General features: G+C 68.5%; 22 protein-coding genes and 1 pseudogene. 10 read left to right on the top strand and 13 right to left on the bottom strand.

All coding sequences use genetic code 11. The annotated features are described in order from the left end of the window. Window positions 1-53 precede the first annotated feature (53 nt). Window positions 54-986 (bottom strand): AraC family transcriptional regulator CmrA, encoded by a 933-nt coding sequence (gene cmrA / locus PSPA7_RS15400; RefSeq protein WP_012075997.1) that lies wholly within the window; start codon window positions 984-986, stop codon window positions 54-56. Window positions 987-1,521: 535 nt separating this feature from the next. On the opposite strand from cmrA, the gene PSPA7_RS15395 reads away from it, so the two are divergent. Continuing rightward, window positions 1,522-1,818 carry a putative quinol monooxygenase gene (locus tag PSPA7_RS15395; protein ID WP_003156581.1) on the top strand — a complete coding sequence of 99 codons (297 nt, stop codon included), beginning with the start codon at window positions 1,522-1,524 and terminating at the stop codon, window positions 1,816-1,818. Between the two features lie 10 nt (window positions 1,819-1,828). Here the strand turns inward: PSPA7_RS15395 and PSPA7_RS15390 are convergent, their stop codons facing one another. Then, window positions 1,829-3,808, bottom strand: coding sequence for a metallophosphoesterase family protein (locus tag PSPA7_RS15390; RefSeq protein ID WP_012075996.1), 1,980 nt, complete (start codon window positions 3,806-3,808; stop codon window positions 1,829-1,831). A 236-nt stretch (window positions 3,809-4,044) separates the two neighbouring features. On the opposite strand from PSPA7_RS15390, the pseudogene PSPA7_RS32835 reads away from it, so the two are divergent. Continuing rightward, a pseudogene (locus tag PSPA7_RS32835) lies at window positions 4,045-4,194 on the top strand (HAD family hydrolase); the annotation flags it as partial. 35 nt (window positions 4,195-4,229) lie between these two features. Here PSPA7_RS32835 and cynS read toward each other — a convergent pair. Further along, on the bottom strand, window positions 4,230-4,700 hold the full coding sequence (gene cynS / locus PSPA7_RS15380) for a cyanase (RefSeq protein WP_012075994.1): 471 nt from the start codon (window positions 4,698-4,700) through the stop codon (window positions 4,230-4,232). Window positions 4,701-4,738: 38 nt separating this feature from the next. After that, complete coding sequence (gene cynT, locus PSPA7_RS15375) at window positions 4,739-5,401, bottom strand: carbonic anhydrase CynT (RefSeq protein ID WP_012075993.1); 663 nt, start codon at window positions 5,399-5,401, stop codon at window positions 4,739-4,741. A gap of 109 nt (window positions 5,402-5,510) precedes the next feature. On the opposite strand from cynT, the gene cynR reads away from it, so the two are divergent. Continuing rightward, the gene (cynR, locus tag PSPA7_RS15370; protein WP_012075992.1) at window positions 5,511-6,398 is read left to right on the top strand and encodes a transcriptional regulator CynR; all 888 of its coding nucleotides are present in this window, start codon (window positions 5,511-5,513) and stop codon (window positions 6,396-6,398) included. A 407-nt stretch (window positions 6,399-6,805) separates the two neighbouring features. Next, on the top strand, window positions 6,806-8,029 hold the full coding sequence (locus PSPA7_RS15365) for a T6SS phospholipase effector Tle1-like catalytic domain-containing protein (protein ID WP_012075991.1): 1,224 nt from the start codon (window positions 6,806-6,808) through the stop codon (window positions 8,027-8,029). Between the two features lie 19 nt (window positions 8,030-8,048). Here the strand turns inward: PSPA7_RS15365 and PSPA7_RS15360 are convergent, their stop codons facing one another. The 7 genes from PSPA7_RS15360 to PSPA7_RS15330 all read right to left on the bottom strand — a co-directional run bounded on the left by PSPA7_RS15360 (window position 8,049) and on the right by PSPA7_RS15330 (window position 16,761). Beyond that, on the bottom strand, window positions 8,049-9,242 hold the full coding sequence (locus PSPA7_RS15360) for a copper resistance protein B (protein WP_012075990.1): 1,194 nt from the start codon (window positions 9,240-9,242) through the stop codon (window positions 8,049-8,051). Then, window positions 9,239-11,062 (bottom strand): copper resistance system multicopper oxidase, encoded by a 1,824-nt coding sequence (locus tag PSPA7_RS15355; RefSeq protein ID WP_012075989.1) that lies wholly within the window; start codon window positions 11,060-11,062, stop codon window positions 9,239-9,241. Before PSPA7_RS15355 ends, PSPA7_RS15360 begins: the two co-directional genes overlap by 4 nt. Window positions 11,063-11,207: 145 nt before the next feature. Further along, the gene (locus PSPA7_RS15350) at window positions 11,208-11,846 is read right to left on the bottom strand and encodes a YdcF family protein (RefSeq protein ID WP_012075988.1); all 639 of its coding nucleotides are present in this window, start codon (window positions 11,844-11,846) and stop codon (window positions 11,208-11,210) included. Beyond that, window positions 11,843-12,514, bottom strand: a complete 672-nt coding sequence (locus tag PSPA7_RS15345) for an HAD family hydrolase (protein WP_034000089.1) — start codon at window positions 12,512-12,514, stop codon at window positions 11,843-11,845. The genes PSPA7_RS15350 and PSPA7_RS15345 overlap by 4 nt, the downstream gene beginning before the upstream one ends. 1 nt (window position 12,515) lies before the next feature. Then, on the bottom strand, window positions 12,516-13,676 hold the full coding sequence (locus PSPA7_RS15340; RefSeq protein ID WP_012075986.1) for an MFS transporter: 1,161 nt from the start codon (window positions 13,674-13,676) through the stop codon (window positions 12,516-12,518). Window positions 13,677-13,719: 43 nt separating this feature from the next. After that, entirely contained in the window at window positions 13,720-15,444 is a 1,725-nt protein-coding gene (locus PSPA7_RS15335) for a carbamoyltransferase family protein (RefSeq protein ID WP_012075985.1), read from the bottom strand. A gap of 387 nt (window positions 15,445-15,831) precedes the next feature. Beyond that, complete coding sequence (locus PSPA7_RS15330) at window positions 15,832-16,761, bottom strand: LysR family transcriptional regulator (protein WP_012075984.1); 930 nt, start codon at window positions 16,759-16,761, stop codon at window positions 15,832-15,834. 125 nt (window positions 16,762-16,886) lie between these two features. Here PSPA7_RS15330 and PSPA7_RS15325 point away from each other — a divergent pair, with 125 nt between their 5' ends. From PSPA7_RS15325 to PSPA7_RS15310, 4 genes are all read left to right on the top strand, one after another. Further along, window positions 16,887-17,615, top strand: coding sequence for an SDR family NAD(P)-dependent oxidoreductase (locus PSPA7_RS15325; protein ID WP_012075983.1), 729 nt, complete (start codon window positions 16,887-16,889; stop codon window positions 17,613-17,615). Between the two features lie 18 nt (window positions 17,616-17,633). Beyond that, window positions 17,634-17,855, top strand: a complete 222-nt coding sequence (locus PSPA7_RS15320; RefSeq protein WP_255321467.1) for a tautomerase family protein — start codon at window positions 17,634-17,636, stop codon at window positions 17,853-17,855. Window positions 17,856-17,974: 119 nt separating this feature from the next. Then, a complete protein-coding gene (gene fusA, locus PSPA7_RS15315) occupies window positions 17,975-20,083 on the top strand; it encodes an elongation factor G (RefSeq protein ID WP_034000086.1) in 2,109 nt (702 codons plus the stop codon). A 153-nt stretch (window positions 20,084-20,236) separates the two neighbouring features. After that, the gene (locus tag PSPA7_RS15310) at window positions 20,237-22,813 is read left to right on the top strand and encodes a bifunctional diguanylate cyclase/phosphodiesterase (protein ID WP_012075980.1); all 2,577 of its coding nucleotides are present in this window, start codon (window positions 20,237-20,239) and stop codon (window positions 22,811-22,813) included. Here the strand turns inward: PSPA7_RS15310 and PSPA7_RS15305 are convergent. After that, window positions 22,778-23,407, bottom strand: coding sequence for a DUF2238 domain-containing protein (locus PSPA7_RS15305; protein ID WP_012075979.1), 630 nt, complete (start codon window positions 23,405-23,407; stop codon window positions 22,778-22,780). The genes PSPA7_RS15310 and PSPA7_RS15305 overlap by 36 nt on opposite strands. Before the next feature lie 26 nt (window positions 23,408-23,433). Then, window positions 23,434-23,604, bottom strand: coding sequence for a con-10 family general stress protein (locus PSPA7_RS15300; protein WP_012075978.1), 171 nt, complete (start codon window positions 23,602-23,604; stop codon window positions 23,434-23,436). Between the two features lie 260 nt (window positions 23,605-23,864). On the opposite strand from PSPA7_RS15300, the gene PSPA7_RS15295 reads away from it, so the two are divergent. After that, on the top strand, window positions 23,865-25,295 hold the full coding sequence (locus tag PSPA7_RS15295) for a purine-cytosine permease family protein (protein ID WP_012075976.1): 1,431 nt from the start codon (window positions 23,865-23,867) through the stop codon (window positions 25,293-25,295). Next, window positions 25,295-26,107 (top strand): nitrilase family protein, encoded by an 813-nt coding sequence (locus PSPA7_RS15290; RefSeq protein WP_012075975.1) that lies wholly within the window; start codon window positions 25,295-25,297, stop codon window positions 26,105-26,107. Before PSPA7_RS15295 ends, PSPA7_RS15290 begins: the two co-directional genes overlap by 1 nt. Window positions 26,108-26,236: the final 129 nt, after the last annotated feature.

Genomic DNA, 26,236 nt, shown 5'->3' with positions numbered 1-26,236 from the left:
CGAAGGTATCCCGCCGCTCACCGATTGACCGCCACGGTCGCCCCGACGTTCCCCTAGGCGCTGCTCCGCGCCCGCGCCAGGTCGCGCAGCGGCGGGGCGCCGAACAGCCGGCTGTACTCGCGGCTGAACTGCGACGGGCTTTCGTAGCCGACCCGGTAGCCGGCGGCGGCCACTTCCAGGCCCTCGCTGAAGATCAGCCGGCGTGCTTCCTGCAGGCGTAGCTGTTTCTGGTACTGCAGCGGGCTCATCGCGGTCACGGCCTTGAAGCGGTGGTGCAGGGTCGAGGGGCTGAGGTTGACCACCTGGGCCAGTTGCTCGATGCGCAGCGGCTTGCCAAAGTTCTGGTTGATCCAGTCGATGGCGCGGGTGATGCGGTGCGCCTGGCTATCGCCGATGGCGATCTCGTGCAGGCGCTGGCCCTGGCCGCTGCGCAGCAGCCGGTAGAAGATCTCGCGCAGCACCAGCGGCGCCAGCATCGCGATATCCCGCGGGCTGTCCAGCAGATGGATCAGGCGCAACACCGCATCCAGCAGGCTGGCATCGATGCGATCGACATACAGGCCGCGGTCGCCGCGGCGGCCGCTCACTTCCATGGGCCCGGCCTCGGAGATCAGCTGGGTGATCTCGGCCGGATCGATGTCCAGGCGCACGCAGAGGTAAGGCGCTTCCGGCGAGGCGTCGATCACCTGGCCGGCCAGCGGCAGGGTCACCGAGACCACCAGGTAGTGCAGCGGATCGTAGATGTAGCGCTCCTCGGCCAGCTGCACCTCCTTGCGGCCCTGGGCGATGATGCACAGCGCAGGTTTGTGCATGCCGCGCGCTGGCAGCGTGGGGCCGTTGGCGCGGATCAGCGCGAGCGGGGCGATGGCGGTTTCGTAGATGCCATCGTCGGCGCAGTGTTTCAGCAGCAGGTGCGCCAGTTCGCTCTGGCGCTGGCGCAGGGCGGCGGGCAGCTCGGTGGCAAGCGGGACGGTGGTTTCGCTCATGCGGGAACTCGTGGGGACGACCCGCCAAGACTAGCGCGCGTCGCGGCGACAGGCATCCACCATCGGCCGTGACGGCAGGATCAGGCAAGCATTCGCCAGGAACAGGCAAGCCGACTCGGCCAAGGGCCCCGGCGCGTGCCGGAAAAACCCGGGACGCGGCAGTTTCAGGCAAGAACCCGACAGTATCCGTCTACCGATTCCGTGTTCCGTCCGCCTAATCTGGCTGGCATGGCGGTATCCCCGCCATGCCGATGGAAACTCTCGAGGGGGACACACGCATGTCAAATCAACAGGCCAGACTGGTATCGGACGGCGTACCGCCACCATCCCCGATGCAGCCGCGCCTTTCCCGGCCGGCTCGCTCCGCCACGGCCCCGGCGCCGCGGCGCACGCATCCCGGCAACTGGTAGGGGAGGAGCGCCGCATGGGTCATCCGCACACCCCAGCGCCGCCGGCCGGAGCCTCGGTGCCGCCGGTCCTTCCCTTCCGGGGGCCGCTCGCGCAGCGGCGAATTCCTGTCGAGGAGACACAGAGCATGCCAGCGTTGAACCCGGCCAGCCATGTGGTCAGCATCCGCGCCCGCAGGGGCCAGTCGCAACTTCTCGGCCAGCGCCTGCACGCGCTGGCCTTGCTGGGCCGGGCGGTGCCTGGCTGTCTGCGCTACGAGGTCAGCCAGGCCGGCGAGGATGCCGACCTGTGGCTGATCCACAGCGCGTGGAGCGACGAGGACGCGTTGCTCGCGCATCTCTGCGGCGAGGCCCAGCGGGTCTTCGCCGAGGTGCTCTGGCAGGCGCTCGCCGCGACCCTGGAGATAGAGGAGCGGATCCTCTGAAAGCGTCGCCTCAGTGCTTCGGCTCGGCCGCCGGGGCGGCCGGGTGATCGTCCCCGGCCTCGCGCCGCCGTTCGAAGGCGGTGGCCGGCGAGCCGTCGGCGTTGACCTGCAGAACGGCGCGCGGCCGTCCGTCCTCGTCGATGAAGACCTGCCCGATCCCGGCGCTGTTCCACAGGCGCTCGCCGGCCTGGCTGTGCTCCGGGATGCGCGGGCGGATTTCCAGGCTGCGCCGCTGGGTCAGCCAGTTGAGCGGCGACCAGGGCGCGTAGAGCCAGCGGTTGAGGCGGTCGAACCAGTCCAGCAGGCGCCGTGGAAACTCGTTCTTGATCCCGCTGCTGGTGATCTGCCAGAGCTGCGGTCCGTGTTCGCGGTGGCGAATCTGGATGTCGTAGACGAAGGAATAGTGCACGTCGCCGGAGAGGATCAGGTAGTTACCCGGTGTGCGTGAATGGCGGAAGATGTTCATCATCACCGCGGCCGCACCGCGATGGGCCATCCAGTTCTCCGCGTCCACCAGCAGCGGCTGGCCGAACCAGCTGAACAGTTTCTGCACGCCCTCGATCAGCTTGACCCCGAACATCGGCGCCGGCGAGACGATGACCGCCGCCTTTTCGCCAAGCAGGTCCTGCTGGAATTCGCTCAGCGCTTCCCAGTCCATCAGCCCGGACGGGCGGCCCAGGTTGCGCTCGCTGCGCCAGCGCCGGGTGCGGGTGTCGAGGACGATCAGGGTGGGACTGCCGGGCAACCGGTAATGCCAGTGCTGGAAACCGAGCAGGGCGTCGAGCAGCCGGTCCTGGGCGGCGCAGGGTAGCCGGCCGTCGGCCGCGGCGCCCTCCATCAATGCCGCGACCGGCGCCAGCCATACGCCGCAGTGCTGCGGGTCGTTGCCCCAGCCCTGGCACAGCAGGTAGCCGAGCAGGGCGTTGCCGATGATCCGCCGGGAGAACGGGTGGCCGTAGGCGGTCAGCTCCCAGCGCGCGGAGAGGTTCCAGTCGTCGGTGATGTCGTGGTCGTCGAAGATCATCAGCGAGGAGATGTGCGCGAGCGCCCGCGCCACGCCGGCCAGACCATCGCGGAAGCGTTCGATGTGCCGACGTTCGTCGGCGAAGCGCTGCGCCCGTCGTGCGTCCAGCCCTGCCGGCGGCTCCAGGCCCACCAGGCGCCAGGGGGTCGGCGACCAGACCAGCAGGTACATCGCCAGCACCTCGGCCAGGCTGACCAGGTGGTTGTGTGCGTTGGCCGAGGTGAAGATCGGCTTCTTCACCCCGCCGAAGAACCGCTCGCGCAGGGCTTCGTTGGACTCGAAGGCCGGCAGCAGGTCCTCGCGCCGGTAATAGGTGGCGGGGTGCGCGTAGAGCGCCTCGCTGTCGTCCACCACCGCGCCTTCCAGGTGCTCTCCATACAGGCCGAGGCGGCGGATCAGACCATGGATCGCCACCAACATCGGCCCGGCGACGTCGTCGGCGTAGACCTGGTCGCCGCTCATCATCAGTAGCGGCGGGCGCGTGTCGACCTGCAGGAGGTTCTCCCGCAGCAGCCGGTCGACCTGCAGCAGGCCGTCGGCCGCCGGATGGTGCGGCTTGCGGCAGGAACCATGGAGCAATTGATCGAGGCGGCTCCTGAGTACCAGGCTGGCCCGCTGGCGGCCGGGATAGAGCAGGTGCGGCGCCCACTCGGCGATGCCGGCGGGGGCCTGGTCGTCGCTGGCGAGGCGCAGGTCGTAGTCGACCAGGCGATCGCCGGGCAGCGGTGGGTCCAGAGTGACGTCGAGCAGTTGCAGCCAGGCCCGCTCGCCGACGCGGATGGCGGTATGCGCCGCGCTGTCGAGGGCGATCCGCCGCTCCGCCTCGCCAGCCGGGGCGAGGAGCAGCTCGATGGCCACGGGACGCGAGGTCGCCAGCCAGAAGACCAGGCGTTCGGGTTGTGCGCGGCGCAGCAGTGGGCCGGCCAGGACCAGGGGCAGGGGAGAGGTGTCGGTGCGGGCGGACATGGGATACGGCGGTGTCGAAGCGGCGAGACAAGCCCGCAGTATGCCGTCTTTGCCGGTGCGTGGCGTTGCCATTTCGTAAGGAATGACAACAGTCCGAGCCCTGGAGGTATAGCGGAGAACAGGAAATCAGGTTGGATCCATTTGATATCCTGGTTTGTGGCGAGATTTCCGCGGCCTATTCCGTTCGGGGTTTCGCATGCCGCCCCGACGGCCGCGGTTCGAGGCGCAGCAGCGCGCTGGAGCAGGCCGGGGTGGAGGCAGCGACGACCCTGTTCATCGACGACCACCTGCCCAACGTGGAGTCGGCGCGGACGCTGGGCATCGTCGCCGAACACTACGACGGCAGCGCCGCCTGCCTGGAGCGGATCCGCGCGTGCCTGGCCTGAGCGCCGCCCGACTGCCAGCCGGGCGGCGCGGCGGTTCAGAACGGCTTGGTCGGCAGGTATTTGCCGTCGAGGGTGATCACCGCCCGCGAACCGCCTTCGGGATCCTCGACCTTCTGGATATCCAGCTTGAAGTTGATCGCGCTGATGATGCCGTCGCCGAACTGTTCGTGGACCAGAGCCTTCAGGGTGCTGCCGTATACCTGCAGCATCTCGTAGAAGCGGTAGATCGTCGGGTCGGTGGGGATGCCGCCGGGGATGCTGCCGCGTAGCGGGATGGTCTGCAGCAGGAGCACTGCGTCGTCGTCCAGGCCGAGCTGGCCGGCGACCTTGCGCGCGGCGGCCTCGGGCAGCGCGTGCTGGCCGAGCAGGGCGGCGGTGACGAAGGTCAGGGCGAGGCCGGTGCCGTCGGCCAGGTCCTGCCAGGACAGGCCCAGGCGTGCCTTGTTCAGGATCACGGTCTCGGCCAGTTGCTGGCGGGCATTGGGGGACAGTTGGCTGTGTTGCATGGGTGACGCTCCTTGCGGGTTGCTGTGAAGGAAGGGATTCAGGCGACCGCTTGCCCGGGTTCGCCGCCGACGGCGCGCACCCCGGGATGCTCGGCGAGGGAGACGAAGCGCCGGCTGGCGCCATCGAGGGCGTCGATGCGGCCGCTCTCGATGTCATAGACCCAGCCGTGCAGGTTCAGCCGGCCCTGTTCCAGGGCGCGGGCGACGCTGGGGTGGGTGCGCAGGTTGGCCAGTTGGGCGATCACGTTGTGCCGCACCAGGGCGTCCAGCCGCGCCGCGTCGCTGGAATGCTCATGGGCGCTGTTCATCGCCCGCGCCGCCTCGGCGTGACGTAGCCAGCCGGCCACCGCCGGCAGGTGGTCGAGGCAGGCGCAGGAGGCGATGGCACCCATCGCGCCGCAGTCGGAGTGGCCGCAGACCACGATATCGGCGACCCCGAGCACCGCCACCGCGTACTCCACCGAGGCGCTGACCCCGCCCGGTTGCGGGCCGTAGCCGGGAACGATGTTGCCGGCGTTGCGGATCACGAAGAGTTCGCCGGGCTCGCGCTGGGTAAGCAGTTCGGGGACCACCCGGCTGTCCGAGCAGGCGATGAACAGCGCCTTGGGCGCCTGGCGGGTGGCGAGGGACTTGAACAGTTGCGAGCGCGCCGGGTAGGCATCGCGCTGGAACCTGAGAAAGCCGTCGATGATGTCGCGCATGGCGCTGGGCTCCTGGCCGTGGATCGTGGCGCCAGGATGCGCGGAACCGATCATAGGGTCCAAGACTGGTTTATCATTCCAACTATTGGTTCTACCTATGGTCTTCCCCATGCTGCTCCGTCACCTGCGCTACCTGCTCGCCGTCGCTGAACACCGCAACTTCACCCGCGCCGCCGAGGCGCTGCACGTATCGCAACCGACCCTGTCGCAGCAGGTCCGACAGCTGGAGGAACAACTGGGGGCGCAACTGCTCGACCGCTCCGGCAGGAGCGTGCGTCCCACCGATGCCGGTGAGCTGTACCTGACGCACGCGCGCCGCGCCCTGCGCGAGCTGGAAGCGGCGCGGCGGGCGCTGCACGAGGTCGGCGATCTGAGTCGCGGACGCCTGCGCCTGGGCATGACGCCGACCTTCACCTGCTATCTGGTCGGCGCCCTGGTGGATCCGTTCAACCAGCGCTACCCGGGTATCGAACTGAGCCTGGAGGAGTTGCCCCAGGATGCCCTGGAGGCGGCGCTGATCGACGATCGCCTGGACCTGGGCATCGCCTTCAGCGAGCCGGGTTCGGTGGAGATCGACACCCAGCCGCTGTACCTGGAGCGCCTTGGCCTGGTGCTCGGCGATGGGCAGCCGGCGGAGCAGGTGCCGCTGGCCGCCGAGGAGCTGGCCGAGCGGCCGCTGGCGCTGTTGCGGGGCGACTTCGCCACCCGCCGGCATATCGACGGCTATCTGCGCGAGCAGGGTGTGAAGGCGCGGGTGGCGCTGGAGGCGAACTCGATCAGCGCCATCGTCGATGTGGTCCGCCGTGGCCGCCTGGCGAGCATCCTGCCCGAAGCCGTGGCGCGCCAGCAGTCGGGATTGCGTTGCGTGGCGCTGCGCCCGCCGTTGCCGACCCGCCAGGTGGCGCTGCTCTGGCGCCAGGGCAGTCATGCCGGGGCTGCGCGCCTGGCGTTCCAGGCCCTGGCCGTGGAACGCGGCGCCGAACTGGGCGACGCCTGAGGCTCAGCCGCGGCCGGGCTCTGGCCCGCGCCACAGCAGGCCGAGATCGAGCGCAACGAGCGACACCAGCGACCAGCATCGCCCGCGTCGGTCCCAAGGGGATCGGCGCGTTGTACGTCGGGCCGTGCGCCAAGGCGCCCATCGCGCATGCCTGGCCTTCGACCACCCGGACTTCACCCTCCGGGTCCTCGAAGCCAGCCTGGCGGTCTCCAGCACGTCGGCGCAACCGGCGCAGGTTGATGGAGCGGGCCAACCAGGGCCGGCGGATAACCGCGAGGCGATCGTTCGTCCCACTGCCTTACCTGTCCATCCTTTCCGCCCCCTTGGCTGACCGCACAGGTTGGGTATCATGCGTCGCCATCCCCATCCACCGCCGACGGAAGTCAGGCTTCGCCTGCGTGAAACCAATGGACGATCTCTCTCCCGATTCCGCCCTGCCGCCCCCGGGTGGCGCTCCGGACGACGACGCGCCGCGCCAGCTGGTGGTCTGCATCGACGGCACCTCGAACCGCTTCGGCGACCAGCCGACCAACGTGGTGCGCCTGTACCGCTCGCTGTCACGCGATCCGCGCAAGGTGCTGGCCTACTACGACCAGGGTGTCGGTACCTTCGGCCTGAAGGAAACCTTGTTCGAGTGGCAGAAGTTTCCCTCGCGGATCGCCGGCCTGGCCTTCGGCTGGGGGCTCAAGCGCAATGTCGAGGGCGCCTACCGCTTCCTCGCCGAGCACTACCGGCCGGGCGACCAGATCTTCCTCTTCGGTTTTTCCCGCGGCGCCTACGCGGTGCGGGTGCTGGCCGCGATGCTGCGCGCGGTGGGGCTGATCGACGCGCACCAGCCGCATCTCTTCGACTATGCCTGGACCCTGCTGACCACGCGGATGCCGCCGCGCGAAGAAGACAAGCAGGCCGGCAAGCGCCGGCGCGGTCCGGACTTCGGACTGCTGGGACGTTTCCGCAAGGTCTTCGGCCGGCAGGTGAAGGTGCACTTCCTCGGCCTGTTCGACACCGTCACCTCGGTGGGCTGGGTCTACGACCCGCTGACCGTGCCGTACTCCTCGAACAACGAGATGGTCGACGTGGTCCGCCAGGCCCTGGCCATCGACGAATGCCGCTGCTTTTTCCGGCAGAACCTCTGGTTCGGCGAGAAGGACCGAAAGTCCGACGTGCTGCAGGTGTGGTTCCCCGGCATGCACTCGGACGTCGGCGGCGGCTACGCGCCGAAGGATTCTCGGCTGGCCCTGGTGGCCTTCACCTGGATGCTCGGCGAGGCGCTGGAGGCTGGCCTGCACGTCGACCCGGCGCGCAGCCGCGACCAGTTGCGCGCGCGTTCGAAGCAGGGGCCGGACCCGAGCGCGCCGATCCTGCCGGTGATGACCCGCCCCTGGCGCCTGGCCGAATGGCTGCCGCTGCTGGTCTGGGACCGCCGCAGCGGCGACCGCGCCTGGCGCTGGTCGCGTGGCCGACCACGCTCGCGGCCGCTGGAGCCGGTCGGCCGGGAGACCCGGGTCAAGCTGCACCGTTCGGTGCAGCGGCGGATGGAACTGTGCCCCGACTACCGGCCATGCAACCTGCCGCCGCTGGAACGCTGCGACCTGGTCGACGACTCGCCGTCGCTCGACGGCTACCGCTAGCGCCTGGCCAGCGGCGCGTTCAGAACCACATGCGGATGCCGGCGACGAAGCGCGCCTCGTCGTCGTCCTCGCCCTCGGCGCGGGCCAGGTCGGCGGTGTTGCCGTAGGAGCGGTTCCAGGTCACCCCGATGTAGGGCGCGAATTCCCGGCGGATCTCGTAGCGCAGGCGCAGGCCGACCTCGCTGTCGGCCAGGCCCGAGCCGATGCCACGGGTTGGATCGTTCCTGCCGTACAGGTTGATCTCGGCGCTGGGCTGGAGGATCAGCCGGTTGGTCAGCAGGATGTCGTACTCGCCCTCCAGACGCAGTGCGCTCTGGCCGTTCTCGCCGAGGAACGCGGTGACTTCCGCCTCGAAGTCGTAGAGCGCCAGGCCCTGCACGCCGAATGCCGCCCAGGTCTGCGGCGAGCCGGGCTTGAAGTCCTGGCGCACGCCGGCGACCAGGTCCCACCAGGGACCGATGGCATGCCCGAACAGAGCCTGGAGTTCGGCATCCTCGGTCTTGCCGTTGAGCCGCTCGCCTTCGCTGCGCAGCCACAGGCGATTGATGTCGCCGCCGATCCAGCCGCTGGCGTCCCAGGCCAGGGCGCTGCCGTCGTCGGCGTCCTGGTACTCCAGCTGGTCGAGCAGGAAGAAGCTGTTCAGCGCGCTGTCGTGTACCTTGTGGCCCTCCAGCGGAGGGAAGGCGGCGCGGCGGTCGGCGTCGGTCAGGACCGGGATCGGCGTGCGACTCTCGCGCGTCGCGGCCTGCGCCGGCGTCCGCCGCATGCCGGGCATCGCGTCATGGTTCATGCCGGAGTGGTCCATGCCCTGATGGCCCGCGGGCTTCGTCGTGGACGGCGCAGCGGATGGTGGGCTGCCATGGTCCATGCCGGGCATCGCGTCATGGTTCATGCCGGAGTGGTCCATGCCCTGGTGGCCCGCGGGCTTCGTCGTGGACGGCGCAGCGGATGGTGGGCTGCCATGGTCCATGCCGGGCATCGCCCCGTGGTTCATGCCGGAGTGGTCCATGCCCTGGTGGCCCGCGGGCTTCGTCGTGGACGGCGCAGCGGATGGTGGGCTGCCATGGTCCATGCCGGGCATCGCCCCGTGGTTCATCCCGGAATGATCCATGCCGCCGTCCTGCGCGGCCTCGACGAGAGTCGGCAGGCCCAGCAGCAGGCCCAGGGCAAGGGCGCCGCCGGCCAGGCGGGCGGGTTTCGTCTGGCGGCTCATGCGTTGTCTCCTTCGTCCACCCGGACTTCGCGGAACATGCCCATCTCCATGTGGAACAGCAGGTGGCAGTGATAGGCCCAGCGGCCCAGGGCGTCGGCAGTGACGCGATAGCTGCGGCGGGTGCCCGGCGGCATGTCGATGGTGTGCTTGCGCACCAGGAAGTTGCCCTGTTCATCCTCCAGGTCGCTCCACATGCCGTGCAGGTGGATGGGGTGGGTCATCATGGTGTCGTTGACCAGGGTGATCCGCAGGCGTTCGCCGTAGGTCAGGCGCAACGGCTCGGCGTCGGAAAACTTGATGCCGTCGAAGGACCAGGCGAATTTCTCCATGTGCCCGGTCAGGTGCAGTTCGATGGTACGCCCCGGCTCGCGGCCGTCGGGATCGGCGAAGCGGCTGCGCAGGTCGGCGTAGGTCAGCACCCGGCGGCCATTGTCACGGAGGCCGAGGCCGGGGTCGGCGAGCTTCGGCGCCGGCGTCATGGTCTGCATGTCCACCAGCGGATTGCCATCCTCCGAGGCCGGGTGGGACTGCATCGGCATGTCATCCATGCCGGCCATCTTCGAATGATCCATGCCATTCATGTGCATGCCGGCCATCTTCGAGTGGTCCATGCCGTTCATGTGCATGCCGGGCTTTTTCGAATGGTCCATCCCGGTGGAGGGCTTCGCCGCCGCGCCATGTCCCATGGCGCCATGGTCCATGCCGCCCATGCCCATGTCGTCCATGCCGATAAGCGGCCGCGGATCGGGGCTCGGCACCGGCGCGCTGAGCCCCTCGGCCACGGCCAGGGTGCCGCGGGCGTAGCCGCTGCGATCCATGGACTGGGCGAAGAGGGTGTAGGCCTGAGCGTCGCCCGGCTCGACGATCACGTCGTAGGTCTCGGCCACGGCGATGCGGAACTCGTCGACGCTGACCGGTTCGATGTACTGCCCGTCGGCGGCGACCACGGTCATCTTCAGGCCGGGGATGCGCACGTCGAAGTAGCTCATCGCCGAAGCGTTGACGAAGCGCAGGCGCAGCTTCTCGCCACGGCGGAACAGGCCGGTCCAGTTGCCGTCCGGAGCCTGGCCGTTGAGCAGGTAGGTATAGGTATAGCCGCTGACGTCGGCGAGATCGGTGGGGCTCATCTTCATCTCGGCCCACATCTTGCGGTCGGCCAGGGTCGCGGCCCAGCCGTTGGCGCTGACGTCGTCGATGAAGTCGCCGACGGTACGCTTGTGGAAGTTGTAGTAGTCGGACTGTTTCTTCAGCTTGGCGAGGATGCGCTGCGGTTTCTCGTCCGACCAGTCGCTGAGCAGCACCACATAGTCGCGGTCGTAGTTGAACGGTTCGGGTTCGCGGGCGTCGATCACCAGGGCACCGTAGACGCCGGCCTGTTCCTGCAACCCGGAATGGCTGTGGTACCAGTAGGTGCCGTTCTGCTGGACCTTGAATCGGTACTCGTAGAGGCCGCCGGGGGCGATGCCTTCGAAGCTGAGGCCTGGCACGCCGTCCATGTTGGCCGGCAGGATGATGCCGTGCCAGTGGATCGAGGTGTCTTCGGCGAGACGGTTGCGTACCCGCAGGGTCACGGTATCGCCCTCGCGCCAGCGCAGGGTGGGGCCGGGCAACGAGCCGTTGATGGTCATGGCGGTGGCTGGCGAACCGCTGAGGTTCACCGGGGTTTCGCCGATGAACAGGTCGAAGTTGTCCCCGGCGAGCAGGTTCTGCTGGCCGCGACCGGCCAGGGCCCAGGCCGGGGCGCGCCAGAGCCCGAGGCCGCCGAGCAGGCCGGTGGCGGCGAGGCCTTTGACGAAGGTGCGTCGCGAAGTCGTGTGCATCCGCTGGTTTCCACGCAGGTGGCAGGATGGCCGCGCGAACCTGCGCGGCCGGAATGTCGCGGCCCGCCTGGGCGGTGCGGCGATGCGGACACCCTAGCGATGCGCGGCTGTCGACAAGCTGTGGGGAAGATTACAGTCCTGTCAGCTAGCGCGGGAGGGGTACCAGGTGGCGGTCGAAACCGCGCGCCACCAGGCGCTCCCAGGCCTCCATGACCTGCGCCGGGACCGGGCAGGCGACCTGGAAACCGAGCGCCGGATAGCGCAGGATCCGGTCGAGGTCGCCGACCATCTCGTCGATCACCCCGAGCACCCCGACCAGGTTCGAGATGCCCTCGGGGAAGCGGTAGTCGGGCGCGTCGACGTGACCTTCCAGCCCCGGCCAGCGGACCGGCAGGGTCAGCGCCACGCGGCGGATCGAGTTGGGCTTGGTGACGAAGGTCGCGCGGCGCAGGTCGGGAAACAGCTCGCGGGCGAAGGCGATGTTCTCGGCGAAGTTGGTCGCCCGCGGCTCGATCACCACAAGGCTGTCGCTTACCCCGCGCGCCCTGGCGTGGCGGGCGAACAGTTCGGCTTCCGGCTCGACCCAGAGATGGCGCGTCCAGTGCCCGGTATTGCCGGTGAACAGCAGGCGTTCGGCGAGGCCACGCTCCAGCAGGTCGCAGGCGTGGTCGCAGACCCGCAGGTCGTAGGAGCCGCAGACCACCAGCAGTTCGCAGGGCACGTGGCAGCGCCCCTGGCCAAGGAAGTCCCAGAGCAGGAGCGCGTCTTGCAGGGTCGGACTCATGGGACGCCAACGCTCCTCTGGCTGCCGGCCGGTGCGGCGGGTTGCCGGCGCAGGCAATACAGCGCCTGCTCCTCGCGGGCGATCCGCAGCTCGCGGAAGTCCCGGGCCGACCAACGCGCGCCGGCGTCGAGCAGCCCGGCTTCGTCGCCGATCGCCACGCAGGCCGCGCCGGCGGCACAGGCGGCCTGCACGCCGCTGAGGGAGTCTTCGAACACCAGGCAGCGCGCCGCCGGCAGCCCTAGCCTTGCGGCAGCCAGGCGATAGCCATCCGGCGCCGGCTTGCCATGAGCGACGTCGTCGCGGCTGACCAGGGTGCGGAACGCCGTCTGCAGGTCGTGCTGGCGCAGCACGTGCTCGATGCGCGCCGGCCAGCTGCTGGTGACCAGCGCCAGCGGCACGTCCAGCCTGCGCAACTGGCGGAGGAAATCGGCGACCCCGGGCAGCAGCGGGCAATCGGCGCGTTCCTCCAGGGTATCGACCTGCTGCTTGAGGGCCCGGCGGCGCTCCGGCGGCAGGTGGCCGAACAGGTAGTCCAGGGTGTAGCCGCCCGGGCGGCCGTGCACGTGGTCGCGCAGGCAGTCCGCATCCAGCGCCACACCCTGTTCGCGGGCGACGCTGCCCCAGGCGCTGGCGATGGCCTCTCGGGAGCGGATCAGGACGCCGTCCATGTCAAACAGGACGGCTGAAAATTCCAGTCGATGCATCTCGGGCACTCTGTAGGGCAAGCCAGACGAGGACGCCGCCGCCCAGGGCGAACGCCGCCATGATCAGGTAGGACCACTGCGGCAGGCGTTCGTACAGCCAGCCGGCGGCCGGGCTGGCGAGCCCCATGGGCAGGGCCACCGCCAGAGAGTAGTAGATTCCCTGGGTCAGTACCCGCGCGCTTTCCGGCGCGTGGTCGCGGATGTAGCGCATCACCGCGGCGTGGTAGGCGGCGAAGCTGAGAGCGTGCAGGCACTGGCCGAGAAGGATCGCCGCGAGGTGCTCGCTGCCGGCCAGCAGGCTCCAGCGCAGCGCCGCGCAGAGGCTGGAGAAGAGCATCACGCGGAGCGCCGGATGGCGGTCCAGGATCCGGTTGGAGATGGCGAAGAAGCTGATCTCGGCGATCACCGCCAGGCCCCAGAAGGCGCCGACCGAGAACGACGAATAGCCCCGTTCGAGCCAGCCCAGCGAGGCGGTGGTGAAGTACAGCGAGTGGCTCAGCTGGATCATTCCGGCCGCGCCGATGGCCAGTAGCAGCGGGCGCTGCCGGAAGATCGCGCGCAGGTCGGGATGGCGCCTGGCGCTTGGCGCCGTCGCGTCCGGGCGGCGTACGCCGCGGCGGAGGAGGAGGCAGGCCAGCGCGGTGAGCAGCATCGTCAGGCCGACCAGGAGCGGCACCAGCTGCTGGCCGAAACGACCGAGCAGCAGGCCACCGAGGGTAGCGGTGAGAATGAAGGCCAGCGAACCGACCGCGCGTACCCGTCCGTAGTTGTGCAGGGCCGCCTTGTCGCGCTTGAGCAGGTAGGACTCGGTGAGCGGCAGCACACTGGTCCAGAACGCGCCGTAGAGCACGCTCAGGGCGATGAACAGCGGCAGGCCCTCGGCCAGCTGGAACAGCAGGGCGCAGGCTCCCGCCAGGGCCGCCAGCAGGGTCGCCAGGCGCAATTGGTCGATGCGCCAGTCGGCGACGTAGGTCAGTGCCACCCCGGCGATCACCTGCGGCCAGTAGGCCGCGGCGATCAGCAGGCCGATCTGGCTGGCGCCGAAGCCGAGGCTGGCCAGCCAGGTCGGCCAGAACGGGTAGATCAGCCCCTCGGCGGCGAAGTAGCCGGAGAAGATCAGGTACATGCCGGTCCCCGCGCCGCCGTGCCGTTGCGCTCCTGCTTGCGGCTCACTCGAAGCGCGCCCTGGCGAAGGCGTTCTCGCCCTTGCGCCAGACCAGCAGGGATTCGCCGAGCACCACCAGGTCGACCATGCCGTCCTCCAGCGCGCCGAGGGCATCCTGCGGGGCGCAGACGATCGGTTCCTCGTGGCGGTTGAAGGACGTATTGATCAGCGCCGGCTGGCCGCTGCGGGCATGCCAGGCATGCAGCAAGGCATGCATGAACGGATCGGCCTGCGGACGGATGATCTGTGGCCGCGCGGTGCCGTCGACATGGACCACCGCCGGGCAGCGCTCGCGGAAATCCGCATGGCAGTCGTAGGTCATGGTCATGTAGTCGGCCGCCACCTGGTCTTCGCGCCAACCGACGTAGCAAGCCTCGGCGTGCTCCACCGCGGTGACCGGGGCGAACGGCATGAACTCGGTGCGTTCCATGCGTTCGTTGAGCCAGTCGTTGGCCGTGGTGTCGCCGGCGTGATAGACGATGCTGCGGTTGCAGAGCGCGCGCGGACCGAACTCCATGCGGCCCTTGAACATGCCCAGCACCTGGTTTTCCCGCAGTGCCTCGACCAGCGTCTCGATCAGGTTGGCCGGCCGGCTGTAGGCCAGGCGCGGGTACTGGCTGGCGATCAGCTCGGCATTCTGCGCGGCGCTGCGCGCGTCCGGGCCGAGGGCCATGCTCGGCGCCGGGAAGCGCGTGCCCTGCTCGCGGTAGGCAACCGCCACCGCGGCGGCCAGGGCCAGGCCGCCGTCGCCCATGCAGGGCAGCACGTAGACATCGCGGACCCCGGGGATCTCGCGCAGGCGCTGGTTCAGCTTGACATTGCCGAACACCCCGCCGGCCAGGCACAGGTTGGCGCAGCCGGTGCGCGCCACGTGTTCGCGGGCGATCGCCACCAGCAGGTCTTCGGAATGCCGCTGCGCGGCGGCGGCGACGTCGGCCGGGCGCTCCGCCGCGCAGCGTTGCAGCAGCGGGTCGCTGTAGCCGTCGTAGGAGGGCAGGTACAGTTCGCCGCAGCGGGCGCGCAGGCGGCCGTTCTCCAGGCGGATCATGTCGTTCATCAGCGGCAGCAGCTTTTCCGCGTCGCCGAAGGCGGCCAGGCCGGTGATCTTGCCTTCGTGGCGGTTCGGCTTGAAGCCGAGCAGGCGGGTGATGCGTCCGTAGAAATAGCCCAGGCTGTCGACGCTGGTCTCGCGCTGCAGGACCGCCTCGCCGCCGTCGGCGCGGTAGTGGGTGACGGTCAGCGACTGGAAGTCGCCGCGGCCGTCGCAGGTGAGGGTCAGCGCCTGGTCGAACGGCGAGCAGACGAACGCGCCGAGGGCGTGGCATTCATGATGGTCGATGTACTCGACCTTGCCGCGCAGGCCGTTGGCGCGGATGAAGGCATCGAATTCGCCGCGCTTGGCCTTGTCGTTGGCCCGTTCGTCGGCGATGCGCTTGCGCAGGTGTGCCAGGCCTTCGGGGCGTTCGCGGGCTTCCTCGAGGACCCGGTCGAGATAGAGGTCCAGGTGGCGGTCGGCGTCGAACCCGGCATTCCAGCCATAAGCGACGCGGTCGACGGCGGCCAGCTCGACGCCGGCCTCGCCGAGCACGTAGTCGATGGAGCGGCCCGGCCAGGTCTTGTGGTCCTTCTGGCGGGTGAAGCGTTCCTCGCTGGCGGCGGCGACGATCCGGCCGTCGCGGACCAGGCAGGCGCCGGCGAGGTCGTTGTTGGTGATGCCGAGAATGATCATGCGGTGTCCTCTTGCGCGAACGGGTGGGTGGCGAGAGGCGTAATAGGTTGCATGGCGCCGCGGGCCCAACAACCTGCCAGATCTGGTCGCCTGTGAAATCTGCCAGGGCTATCGGATCTGGCAGCTGGACAGGCGTCGGCGGGCTAGGCCGGGGCTCGCCGCGGTAACCCGGGCGGCCGGGCCGGATGCGTCCGTGGCGACGGCGTGGCGAGGTCGGGCTCTTCGCCTGGCATGAGCTGTACGAGCCAGGCGCAGGTCGGTGCTCAGGGATGGGGTGGCTGGCGCATGGCGGTAGCATCCTTTCCGGGGTACCCGCCGAGCCGAGGGATTTTTCCAGGTACGGCTCAGGCGTTGCGCCGCTGGACTCATGCGAAGCCGCTGCGCTTGTCAGGGCGAGAGTCGACGAGGCCTGGAGAGCTGTTCCACGGCGAACTCGACGAAGGCCCGGACCCGCTGCGGCAGGTAGCGTGCGTGCGGGTAGAGAAGAAAGAACGGGCGATGGGCGCCGCCGTGGCTAGGCAGCACCTCTTCCAGTTCGCCGTTGTCCAGCGCCCGCTGCACGCTGAAGCGGTAGGCCTGGAAGATACCGGCGCCAGCCAGCGCCAAAGTGGTGCCGGCCAGGTAGTCCTCCTGGCAGCTGTAGCCGCCGCGGGTAGCGATGGCCAGCGGACGGCCGTCGACCAGCAGGTTCCAGGGCACCCGGCGGCCACTGCTCGGGCGCTCGAACTGGATGCACTCGTGCTCCGCCAGGTCGTCCAGGTGGCGTGGGCGCCCCCTGCGCCGCAGGTAGTCCGGGGCGGCGACCAGGACCAGCTCGGCCTCCTCCAGCCGGCGCGCGACCAGGGTCGAGTCCGCCGGTTCGCTGCCGCGGATGGCCAGGTCGTAGCCCTCCTCGGTGAAATCGATGTTGCGGGTGCTGACATGCACGTCCACTTCCACCGACGGATAGCGTTCACGAAAGCGCGGTAGCGCCGGGAGCAGGCGGTGATGGGCGTAGGGTGTGGGTACGCTGATGCGCAGCAGGCCGCTGGCGCTGAGTTGGCTGCCGCTGGCGCGATGACCGGCTTCCAGCAATTGCGCGAGTGCCTGGCGGCATTGCTGATGGTAGTCACGGCCGGCATCGCTCAGGCGCATCTGTCGGGTGCTGCGGACGAACAGGCGTACGCCCAGGCGCTCCTCCAGGCGCGCCACCGAGCGACTGACGGCGGCCGGGGTCACTCCGGCCTGGTTGGCGGCGGCGGTGAAGCTGCCGCTTTCCGCGGCGAGGCAGAACAGTTCGAGGCTGCCGAGCTGGAGGTCGTCGAAATGGCGGGTCATGGTGCTGATCCATTACATGATGTATCGATTAAAATGACATATGCCTGATTTTTCAAGTTGCGCTTGAAAAGCAACATAGCGCCCATGGATCGGGCAGGGGCCCGCCAGCAACGGAGACAGACGACATGAGCAAGACCGTGATAGTGACCGGCGCCTCCAGCGGACTCGGCTTCGCCATCGCCGAGGCCTGCCTCGGGCGGGGCTATAACGTGGTCGGCAACGCCCGCAGCATGCAGCGCCTGGAGCAGGCTGCGGCGCGTTTCACCGGCGGAGGGCGGTTCCTCCCGGTGGCCGGCGACATCGCCCGGGCGGATACCGCGCGGCGGCTGTTCGCCATCGCCATCGAGGCCTTCGGCAAGGTCGACATCCTGGTGAATAACGCCGGTATCTTCATCCCCAAGCCAGTCGCCGAATACACCGAGGAAGACCTCGAGGCGCTGGTCGGCACCAACCTCAAGGGTTTCTTCTATCCCGCCCAGGAGGCGGCGCGGCACATGCCCGGCAATGGCGGCGGGCAGATCGTCAACATCACCGCCTCGATCGCCCTGCAGCCCAACCTCAAGGTGCCGGCACTTTTGCCGGTGCTAGTCAAGGGTGGGCTGAACCAGGCGACCCGCGCCCTGGCCCTGGAGCTGGCGGCGGACAACGTGCGGGTCAACGCGGTGGCGCCGGGAATCATCGACACCCCGCTGCACGGCGAGGGTAGCCGCGAGGCGCTCAGGGGGCTGGCGCCGAGCCGGCGGGTGGGCCGGCCGCAGGACGTGGTCGACGCGGTGCTCTACCTGGCGGATTCGCGCTTCACCACCGGCACCGTGCTGGCCGTCGACGGCGGTTCGGCCAGTGGTGTCTGGTAAGCATCCCTTGAAAGGACAATGCACATGCCATACGTAAACATCCGCGTGACCCGCGAGGGTGTCAGCGCCGACCAGAAGCGCCAACTGATCGAAGGTGCCACCGACCTGCTGCTGAAGGTGCTGGGCAAACCGCCGGAGAGCACCTTCGTGGTGATCGACGAGGTCGACCCCGACAACTGGGGCGTGGCCGGCGAAAGCGTAAGCGCCTTGCGGCGCCGCCAGACACCCCGGACTTCCTGAACCGCCACTGGCGAGCGAGGTCGAAAACAGGCGCCGTGACAGGCGTTGCGGCGTTTTTTCTTCAGCTACATTTTCAACAGTCGTTCCCATCATCCAGGGCAGCACCCAAGGGGCAGATCATGGCTCGCAGCACTCCCATCGAGCTCTACCGCAACATCGGCATCGTCGCCCACGTCGACGCCGGCAAGACCACGACGACCGAGCGGATCCTCTTCTACACCGGCGTCAACCACAAGATGGGCGAGGTCCACGACGGCGCGGCGACCATGGACTGGATGGTGCAGGAGCAGGAACGCGGCATCACCATCACCTCGGCGGCGACCACCGCCTTCTGGCAGGGCTCGACCAAGCAGTTTCCGCAGCGCTATCGCTTCAACATCATCGATACCCCCGGCCACGTCGACTTCACCATCGAGGTGGAACGCTCGCTGCGCGTGCTCGACGGGGCGGTGGTGGTGTTCAGCGGCGCCGACGGCGTCGAGCCGCAGTCCGAGACGGTCTGGCGGCAGGCCAACAAATACCACGTGCCGCGCCTGGCCTACGTGAACAAGATGGATCGCCAGGGTGCCGACTTTCTCCGTGTGGTGGCGCAGATCAAGCAGCGCCTGGGGCATACCCCGGTGCCGATCCAGCTGGCGATCGGCGCGGAGGAGAACTTCAGCGGCCAGGTCGACCTGGTGAAGATGAAGGCCATCTACTGGAACGACGACGACCAGGGCACCAGCTACCGCGAGGAAGAGATCCCGGCGGAGCTGCGCGCGCTGGCCGAGGAGTGGCGGGCGCACATGGTCGAGGCCGCCGCCGAGGCCAACGACGAGCTGATGAACAAGTACCTCGAAGGCGAGGAACTGAGCGTCGAGGAAATCAAGGCCGGGCTGCGCCAGCGGACCCTCGCCAACCAGATCGTGCCTGCGGTGCTCGGTTCCTCGTTCAAGAACAAGGGCGTGCCGCTGGTGCTCGACGCGGTGATCGACTACCTGCCGGCGCCTTCGGAAATCCCGGCGATCAAGGGCACCGACCCTGACGATGAAGAGAAGCACGACGAGCGCCATGCGGACGACAGCGAGCCGTTCTCGGCGCTGGCGTTCAAGATCGCCACTGACCCCTTCGTCGGCACCCTGACCTTCGCCCGCGTGTATTCCGGGGTGCTGACGTCCGGCGACGCGGTGCTCAACTCGGTGAAGCGCAAGAAGGAGCGTGTTGGCCGGATGGTGCAGATGCACGCCAACCAGCGCGAAGAGATCAAGGAGGTGCGCGCCGGCGACATCGCCGCGCTGATCGGCATGAAGGACGTGACCACCGGCGACACCCTGTGCGCCATCGACAAGCCGATCATCCTCGAGCGGATGGACTTCCCCGACCCGGTGATCTCGGTGGCGGTGGAGCCGAAGACCAAGGCCGACCAGGAAAAGATGGGCATCGCCCTGAGCAAGCTGGCCCAGGAAGATCCGTCGTTCCGCGTGAAGACCGACGAGGAGACCGCGCAGACGATCATTTCCGGGATGGGCGAACTGCACCTGGATATCATCGTCGACCGCATGCGTCGCGAGTTCGGCGTCGAGGCCAACATCGGCAAGCCGCAGGTGGCCTATCGCGAGACGATCCGCAACACCTGCGAGATCGAGGGCAAGTTCGTCCGCCAGTCCGGCGGCCGCGGCCAGTTCGGCCATTGCTGGATCCGCTTCGCCCCGGCCGACGAAGGCCAGGAGGGCCTGGAGTTCCACAACGAGGTGGTCGGCGGGGTGATCCCGCGCGAATTCATCCCGGCGATCCAGAAGGGCATCGAGGACCAGATGCAGAACGGCGTGCTGGCCGGCTACCCGCTGCTCGGCCTGAAAGCGACGGTGTACGACGGCTCCTACCATGACGTCGACTCCAGCGAGATGGCCTTCAAGATCGCCGCCTCGATGGCCACCAAGCAGCTCTCGCAGAAGGGCGGCGCGGTGCTGCTGGAGCCGGTGATGAAAGTCGAGGTGGTGACGCCCGAGGACTACATGGGCGACGTGATGGGCGACCTCAACCGCCGCCGTGGCCTGATCCAGGGCATGGAGGACACCCCGGCGGGCAAGGTGATCCGCGCCGAGGTGCCGCTGGGCGAGATGTTCGGCTACGCCACCGACGTGCGCTCGATGTCCCAGGGCCGGGCCAGCTACTCGATGGAGTTCGTCCGCTACGCCGAGGTGCCGGCCAGCGTCGCCGAGGCGATCGTCGCCAGGCAGGGCCGCTGAGGTCCGAAGCGCGCCCCTCGCGGCGGGGCGCGCTTCGCCTGGGGATCGCCGCTCAAGCCGCCGATGCGCTTGCCAACCGGTGTCTTTGACGCCCCCCGGATGCTTAACTATAAGACAGTCATCCAGGCCCGCACCCACAAGGATGGCGAATCGATGCTTGCTTCAGCGATTGCCAGCGGCACCGCAGTTTCCCAGGTCTCCAAGCATCTCCTTCTGTTCCTGGCCGCCCTTTTCCTCGCCCTCGGTGCATGCGGCTGGGCGATCCTGCACATCGCCAGGCAGCAGGACGGCATCGCCATCGAGCAGAGCCATTTCTACGTGGAAAAGGCGCTGCAGAACCGCCGGGAAAATTCCGAACAGTTCTCCACCACCTATTCCTTCTGGACCGACGCCTACGTCTATCTGGGCAGCCAGGTCGACGTGGACTGGGCCTTCTCCAAGAACAACCTCGGCTCGGTGCTCTACACCACCAACGGCTACGACGGAGTCTTCGTCATCGACGACCGTGGCACTGGCTACGCCATGCTCGAGGGCGAGCTGTCCGGGCGCTCGCTGGCCGACGCGCTGAACGCCGACACCGGGGACATCCTCCGCGCCGCCCGCCAAGCCGCGCTGGACGAAGCGGCGATCAGCCGCTACGTCGACTTCGGCGGCGCACCGGCGATCCTGGTCGCCTCGGCGATCAAGCCCACCAGCGATCATGCGCCCATCGACCTGGCCAAGGCCTCGGTGCTGGTCTTCCTCGACCGACTGACCCCGGAAAAGCTGGCCAAGCTCGGTGGCGACTACGGCATCGCCAACCTGCACCTGCTGGCCGGCGGCGCGGCGGGCGACAAGGAAAGCCTCGCCCTGGAAGGCACTCCCCATCGCCTGGCCTGGGTGTCGTCGCGCCCGGGCAGCGCGATGCTGCGGGAAACCGCGTTGCCGCTGCTGGGAATCTTCGTGGTCGCCGCCGGCCTGCTGTTCTGGTTGAGCCGTAGCGCCCTGCTCAACGCTCATGCGGTGGACCGCCAGCAAAAGGTGCTGAAGCGCAGCAACCAGGCCCTGCAGGCCAGCGAGGAGCGTTTCAAGTCGATAGCCGAAGCGGCCTCGGACTGGATCTGGGAGGTCGACGCGCGTTTCGTCTTCACCTATCTCTCCACGCGTTTCCGCGAGGTCACCGGCTACCAGCCGGCGGCATGGATCGGCCGGCGCCTGGACGAATTGCTGGGCAGCGACACGGTGAACATCGTCAAGTGGCTGGAAGGGCTGCCCGATGTCGGCACGCCATCCAGCCTGGTCTGCAGCTTCCGCGACGAACTGGGCCAGGCGCGCATCGGCAAGCTGACCGCTACCGCAATCCGCAACGGCGCGGGCGACGGCTATCGCGGCACGGTCGCCGACATCACCGACGAGGTCGAGGCCCACGCGAAGATCCAGCACCTGTCACAGCACGATGCGCTGACCGGGCTGCCCAACCGCAACAAGCTGTTCGGCTTCCTCGAACGCCAGTTGGCGGAGAAGGCCGGCAAGTCGCCGCTGGCGGTGCTGATGCTCGATCTCGACCGCTTCAAGCCGATCAACGACCAGTACGGCCACCCCGCCGGCGATGCGGTGCTGCATGCGATCGCCGAGCGGTTGCGCGCCTCGACCCGCGACCTGGACATGGTCGCCCGGCTCGGCGGCGACGAGTTCGTGGTGGTCAGCGTGCACGTGACGTCGAGACTGGAGGTCGAGAAGTTCTGCATACGGCTGATCGAGGTGATCAATCGCGAAATCCTTCACGACGAGCAGGTCTTCCATGTCGGCGCCAGCATTGGCGTGGCCCTGGCCAGCGAGCACGGCGACGACCCGCGGGCGCTGCTGCGCTGCGCCGACGTGGCGATGTATGAGGCCAAGGCGGCGGGGCGCAATACCTGGCGCTTCTACTCGGAGGCGATGGATTTCCACCTTGCCGAGAAGAAGCAGCGCGAAGCTGAGCTGCGTGCCGCGCTGCAGCGCGGCGAGTTCGAACTCTACTACCAGCCGCGCTATCGGACGGAGGAGGGCAGCATCGCCTCGGCCGAGGCGCTGATCCGCTGGCACCACCCACGACGCGGCATGATCGGCCCCGATGAATTCATCGGCCTGGCCGAGGAAAGCGACCTGATCGTGCAGATCGGCAACTGGGTCCTGCGCCAGGCCTGCTCCAGCGCGGCCAGCTGGCCGGGCGAGGTGATGGTCTCGGTGAACGTGTCGCCGGCGCAGTTCATCAGCGGCGACATCGTCTGGCAGGTGCGCGAGGCGTTGCGCCTGGCGCACCTGGACGCGCGCCGGCTGGAACTGGAAGTGACGGAGAATGTCATGCTCAACGATGTCGATGGCGCCCTGCGGACCATGACCGCCCTCAAGGAACTGGGCGTGCGCCTGAACATGGATGACTTCGGTACCGGCTATTCGTCGCTCGGCTACCTGCGCACCTATCCCTTCGACAGCATCAAGATCGACAAGCGCTTCATCGCCAACATGGAGAAGACCGGCCGCGACCGTTCGATCGTCCAGGCCATCATCAACCTGGGCAACGCGTTGAACCTGCGGGTGACCGCCGAAGGCGTGGAGACCGAAGGGCAGATGCGCATCCTGCGCGACGAGAAATGCCACGAGCTGCAAGGCTTCCTCCTCAGCCGACCGGTGGACGGGCAGCGCCTGCAGGCGCTGCTGCGAAGCGAAACGGCGCTAGCGCCGCCGCCAGCGCGCACCGGCCATGGCTAGCAGGCTGGCCAGCAGGGCGCCGGCGAATGCCAGGGCCATGTCCTTCTGCGCGTCCCAGGGGTCCTCCTGGGCGCCGACGAACGCCGCGGAACGGGCCCCGCCGAGGTACTCGCCACCCAGCCACTCGATCAGTTCGTAGAGCGCCGAGGTCGACAGCACCAGGTCCACCGCCAGGGCGCCGGCGAGCGGCCGCCGCACGCCGAGGCGTTCGATCAGTTCGCGGAACGGCAGCACCAGGAGCAACCCATAGAGCGCATGGGCCAGGCGGTCGAACTGGTTGCGCCGCCAGCCGAGGGCGGCGTCCAGCGAGGCGCCGGTCAGCCATTCCCAGGCCTGGTCGTAGGGCACCCGGGAATAGGTGTAGTGGGCGCCGATCTCGTGGACCAGCAGGAACAGGAACAATCGCCGGCATGCCGCCAGCGACGGGCGGAACCAGCCGCGGACGCAGTACAGGCCGAGGCCGAGCGCGGCGACCAGCAGATTCTCCAGCAGCCAGTCGCCGCGTTCGTGGGGGGCCAGCCCGAGCAGGGCGAAGACCAGCAGGAACCCCGCCAGCAGCATGCGGCGTTCGGCGGAGTCGGCGGCGCCGCGCATACCGGGTCCGGCTCAGTTGCTGCGGTTCAGGGACGGTTGCCGCCGTGGCTGTGCTGGCCGCCCTTGCGCGCTCGTTCGGCACGGTTGGTATCGGCCTCGACATTGCCGCCGGCATGTCGGGAACCTTTGCGGCCGGCCTCCGAGACCTTTTGCGGATCGTCGGCGAAATGGTGCTTGTCGTTACGATGGCTGCTCATGTGCGGTCCTCCTCGTGGTATGCATGGATTGGGAGGTCCACGGCGAGCGCGCGTTCATTTCCGCTGCCGAACGGACGGGGCGGTTGGTTCAGGGGACGCCTGCGGTTAGTTCAGAAAAAGCTGAAGTGATTTTTTGACCTGACCGATTCACTTCCTGCCTCCGCTTGCCGACACTCGGCCGTTCCCATGGCTTCGGGCCAGGGGCGCCGACCGGAATGCCTGCGTCCGGCGAGCGATAACAAGAATGACGAGGAAGCCGCATGAGCAATAACAACGAGGCGTCACGCCCGAAGATCGAGGTCCGCTCGATCGATTACGTTCCCCGCCACGAGCGCCACGGCAAGGTCTGGCACCAGGCACCGTTCTGGTTCACCGGCAATTTCGTGCTCACCACCATGGTCACCGGCTTCACCGGCCCGGCCCTCGGCCTGGGGGCGCTGTATTCGATCCTGGCGATCGTCCTCGGGGTCTGCTTCGGCACCTTCTTCATGGCCTTCCATGCCAACCAGGGCCCGCGCATGGGCCTGCCGCAGATGATCCAGTCGCGCGCCCAGTTCGGCCTGCGCGGCGCCATCGTGCCGTTCGCCGCGGTGGTGTTCGTCTACATCGGCTTCAACGTATTCAACGTGATCCTCGCCACCGACGCGATCAACACCGTGCTGCCCGGCCACCGCGCGCCTTGGTACGTGCTGCTGATCGGCGTGGCGGTGCTGCTGGCGATCGTCGGCCACGACCTGCTGCATACCGTGCAGCGCTGGCTGACCTACGTGATGATCGCGGTGTTCGGCGTGCTCACCGTCAGCGCCCTGCGCAGCCTGGAGGCGGACGCGGCGCTGGGCGGCACCCCGGCCTTCTCCTGGAGCGCGTTCCTGGTGCAGCTGTCGGCCGCCGCCGGCTACCAGATCAGCTACGCGGTGTACGTTTCCGACTATTCGCGCTACCTGCCGCACGAGACGCCGACCCGCAAGGTGATCTTCTGGACCTACCTGGGCGCCGCCGGCTCGGCGCTCTGGCTGATGTCCCTCGGCGCGTTCCTCGCCTCGGCGCTGCCGGCGCCGGATGCCATCGGCAGCGTGCGCGAGGTGGGCAACCGGCTGTTCCCCGGCTTCGGCACCTTCACCGTGCTGATCGCCGTCCCGGCCCTGGTGGGGATCATGGCGGTCAACTGCTACGGCGCGATGCTCACCAGCCTCAGCGCCATCGACGCCTTCCGCAAGGTCACCCCGACCCTCAACCTGCGTGTCACCGGCATCGGCGTGATCGCCCTGGTGGTGTTCGGCGTAGCCTTGTCGATCCCGGAAAGCTACCTGGGCAGCTTCAACACCTTCGTCCTGCTGATGCTGTACTTCCTGGTGCCCTGGACCGCAGTCAACCTGGTCGACTTCTACTTCGTGCGCAACGGTCATTACGCGATCAGCGAGATATTCAATCCCCAGGGAATCTATGGCCATTGGGGCCGCCCGGGGCTGACCGCCTACCTGGCCGGGCTGCTGGCGATGATCCCGTTCATGTCCCTGAGCTTCTACAGCGGACCCTTCGCCACCGCGCTGGGCGGCGCCGACGTGGCCTTCGTGGTCGGCCTGCTGGTGGCCGGCGCGGTCTATGCCTTCATGTGCCGGGCGCTGGACCTGGAAGCCGAGCGACGGGTCGCCGCGCTCAGCGACCGGGCGCTGGAAGAGGGGCGCGTCTGATGTCCAGGGTCACCGTCGCCTGCTGCCAGATCGCGCCGCGCATCGGCGAGCACGAATTCAACCTGCGCCTGGTCGAACAGGCGATCCGCGAGGCCGCGCGACGCGGCGCGAATGTCGTGGTGCTGCCCGAACTGGCCACCAGTGGTTATGTCTTCGCCGACCGCAGGGAGGCCCTGGCCCTGGCGGAAACCCGCGAAGGGCCGAGTCTGGCGCTGTGGAGCGCGCTGGCCGGCGAACTCGACCTGGTGGTGGTCGGCGGTTTCTGCGAGCGCCTGGACGAAGGCCGGGTAGCCAACAGCGCCGCCCTGGTCGACGCCGACGGCGTGCGCGCGCTCTACCGCAAGGCCCACCTGTGGAACGAGGAGGGCGCTATCTTCGAGGCCGGCGACCAGTCGCCGCCGATCGTCGCCACCCGCTTCGGACGGATCGCGGTAATGGTCTGCTACGACCTGGAGTTTCCCGAGTGGGTACGCCTGCCGGCGCTGTCCGGCGCGCAACTGCTCTGCGCACCGGTGAACTGGCCGGCGGCGCCGCGCCCGCTGGGCGAGCGGCCAGCGGAGGTGGTCAGGGTCCAAGCCAACGCCTCGGTCAACCGGATGTTCATCGCCGCCTGCGACCGTTGCGGGCAGGAGCGCGGGGTGGACTGGGTCGGCGGCTCGGTGATCGTCGACGCCGACGGCTACCCGCTGGCCGGGCCACTGGTGGGCGAGGAGGGCATGCTGCTGGCCAGTCTCGATCTCGCCGAGGCAGACGAGAAGCGCATCAGCCGGCACAACCACGTGCACCGCGATCGCCGCCCGCAGCTGTATTGAGACCCATGGCGGCAGCCATGCGCGTCAGGTGCGCCAGGAACGGGCCGCCGACAGAAGTTGGCGCATCGTACATGCGCCTCAAGGTTGGCGACGACCTCGGTCCAGGCATTGCCGTGTGTGTTTTCCGGC

The organism is Pseudomonas paraeruginosa PA7 (assembly GCF_000017205.1).
Taxonomy (GTDB): domain Bacteria; phylum Pseudomonadota; class Gammaproteobacteria; order Pseudomonadales; family Pseudomonadaceae; genus Pseudomonas; species Pseudomonas paraeruginosa.
The sequence above is the reverse complement of the archived record's forward strand: the minus strand, read 5'-3'. Positions and strand labels throughout refer to the sequence as shown.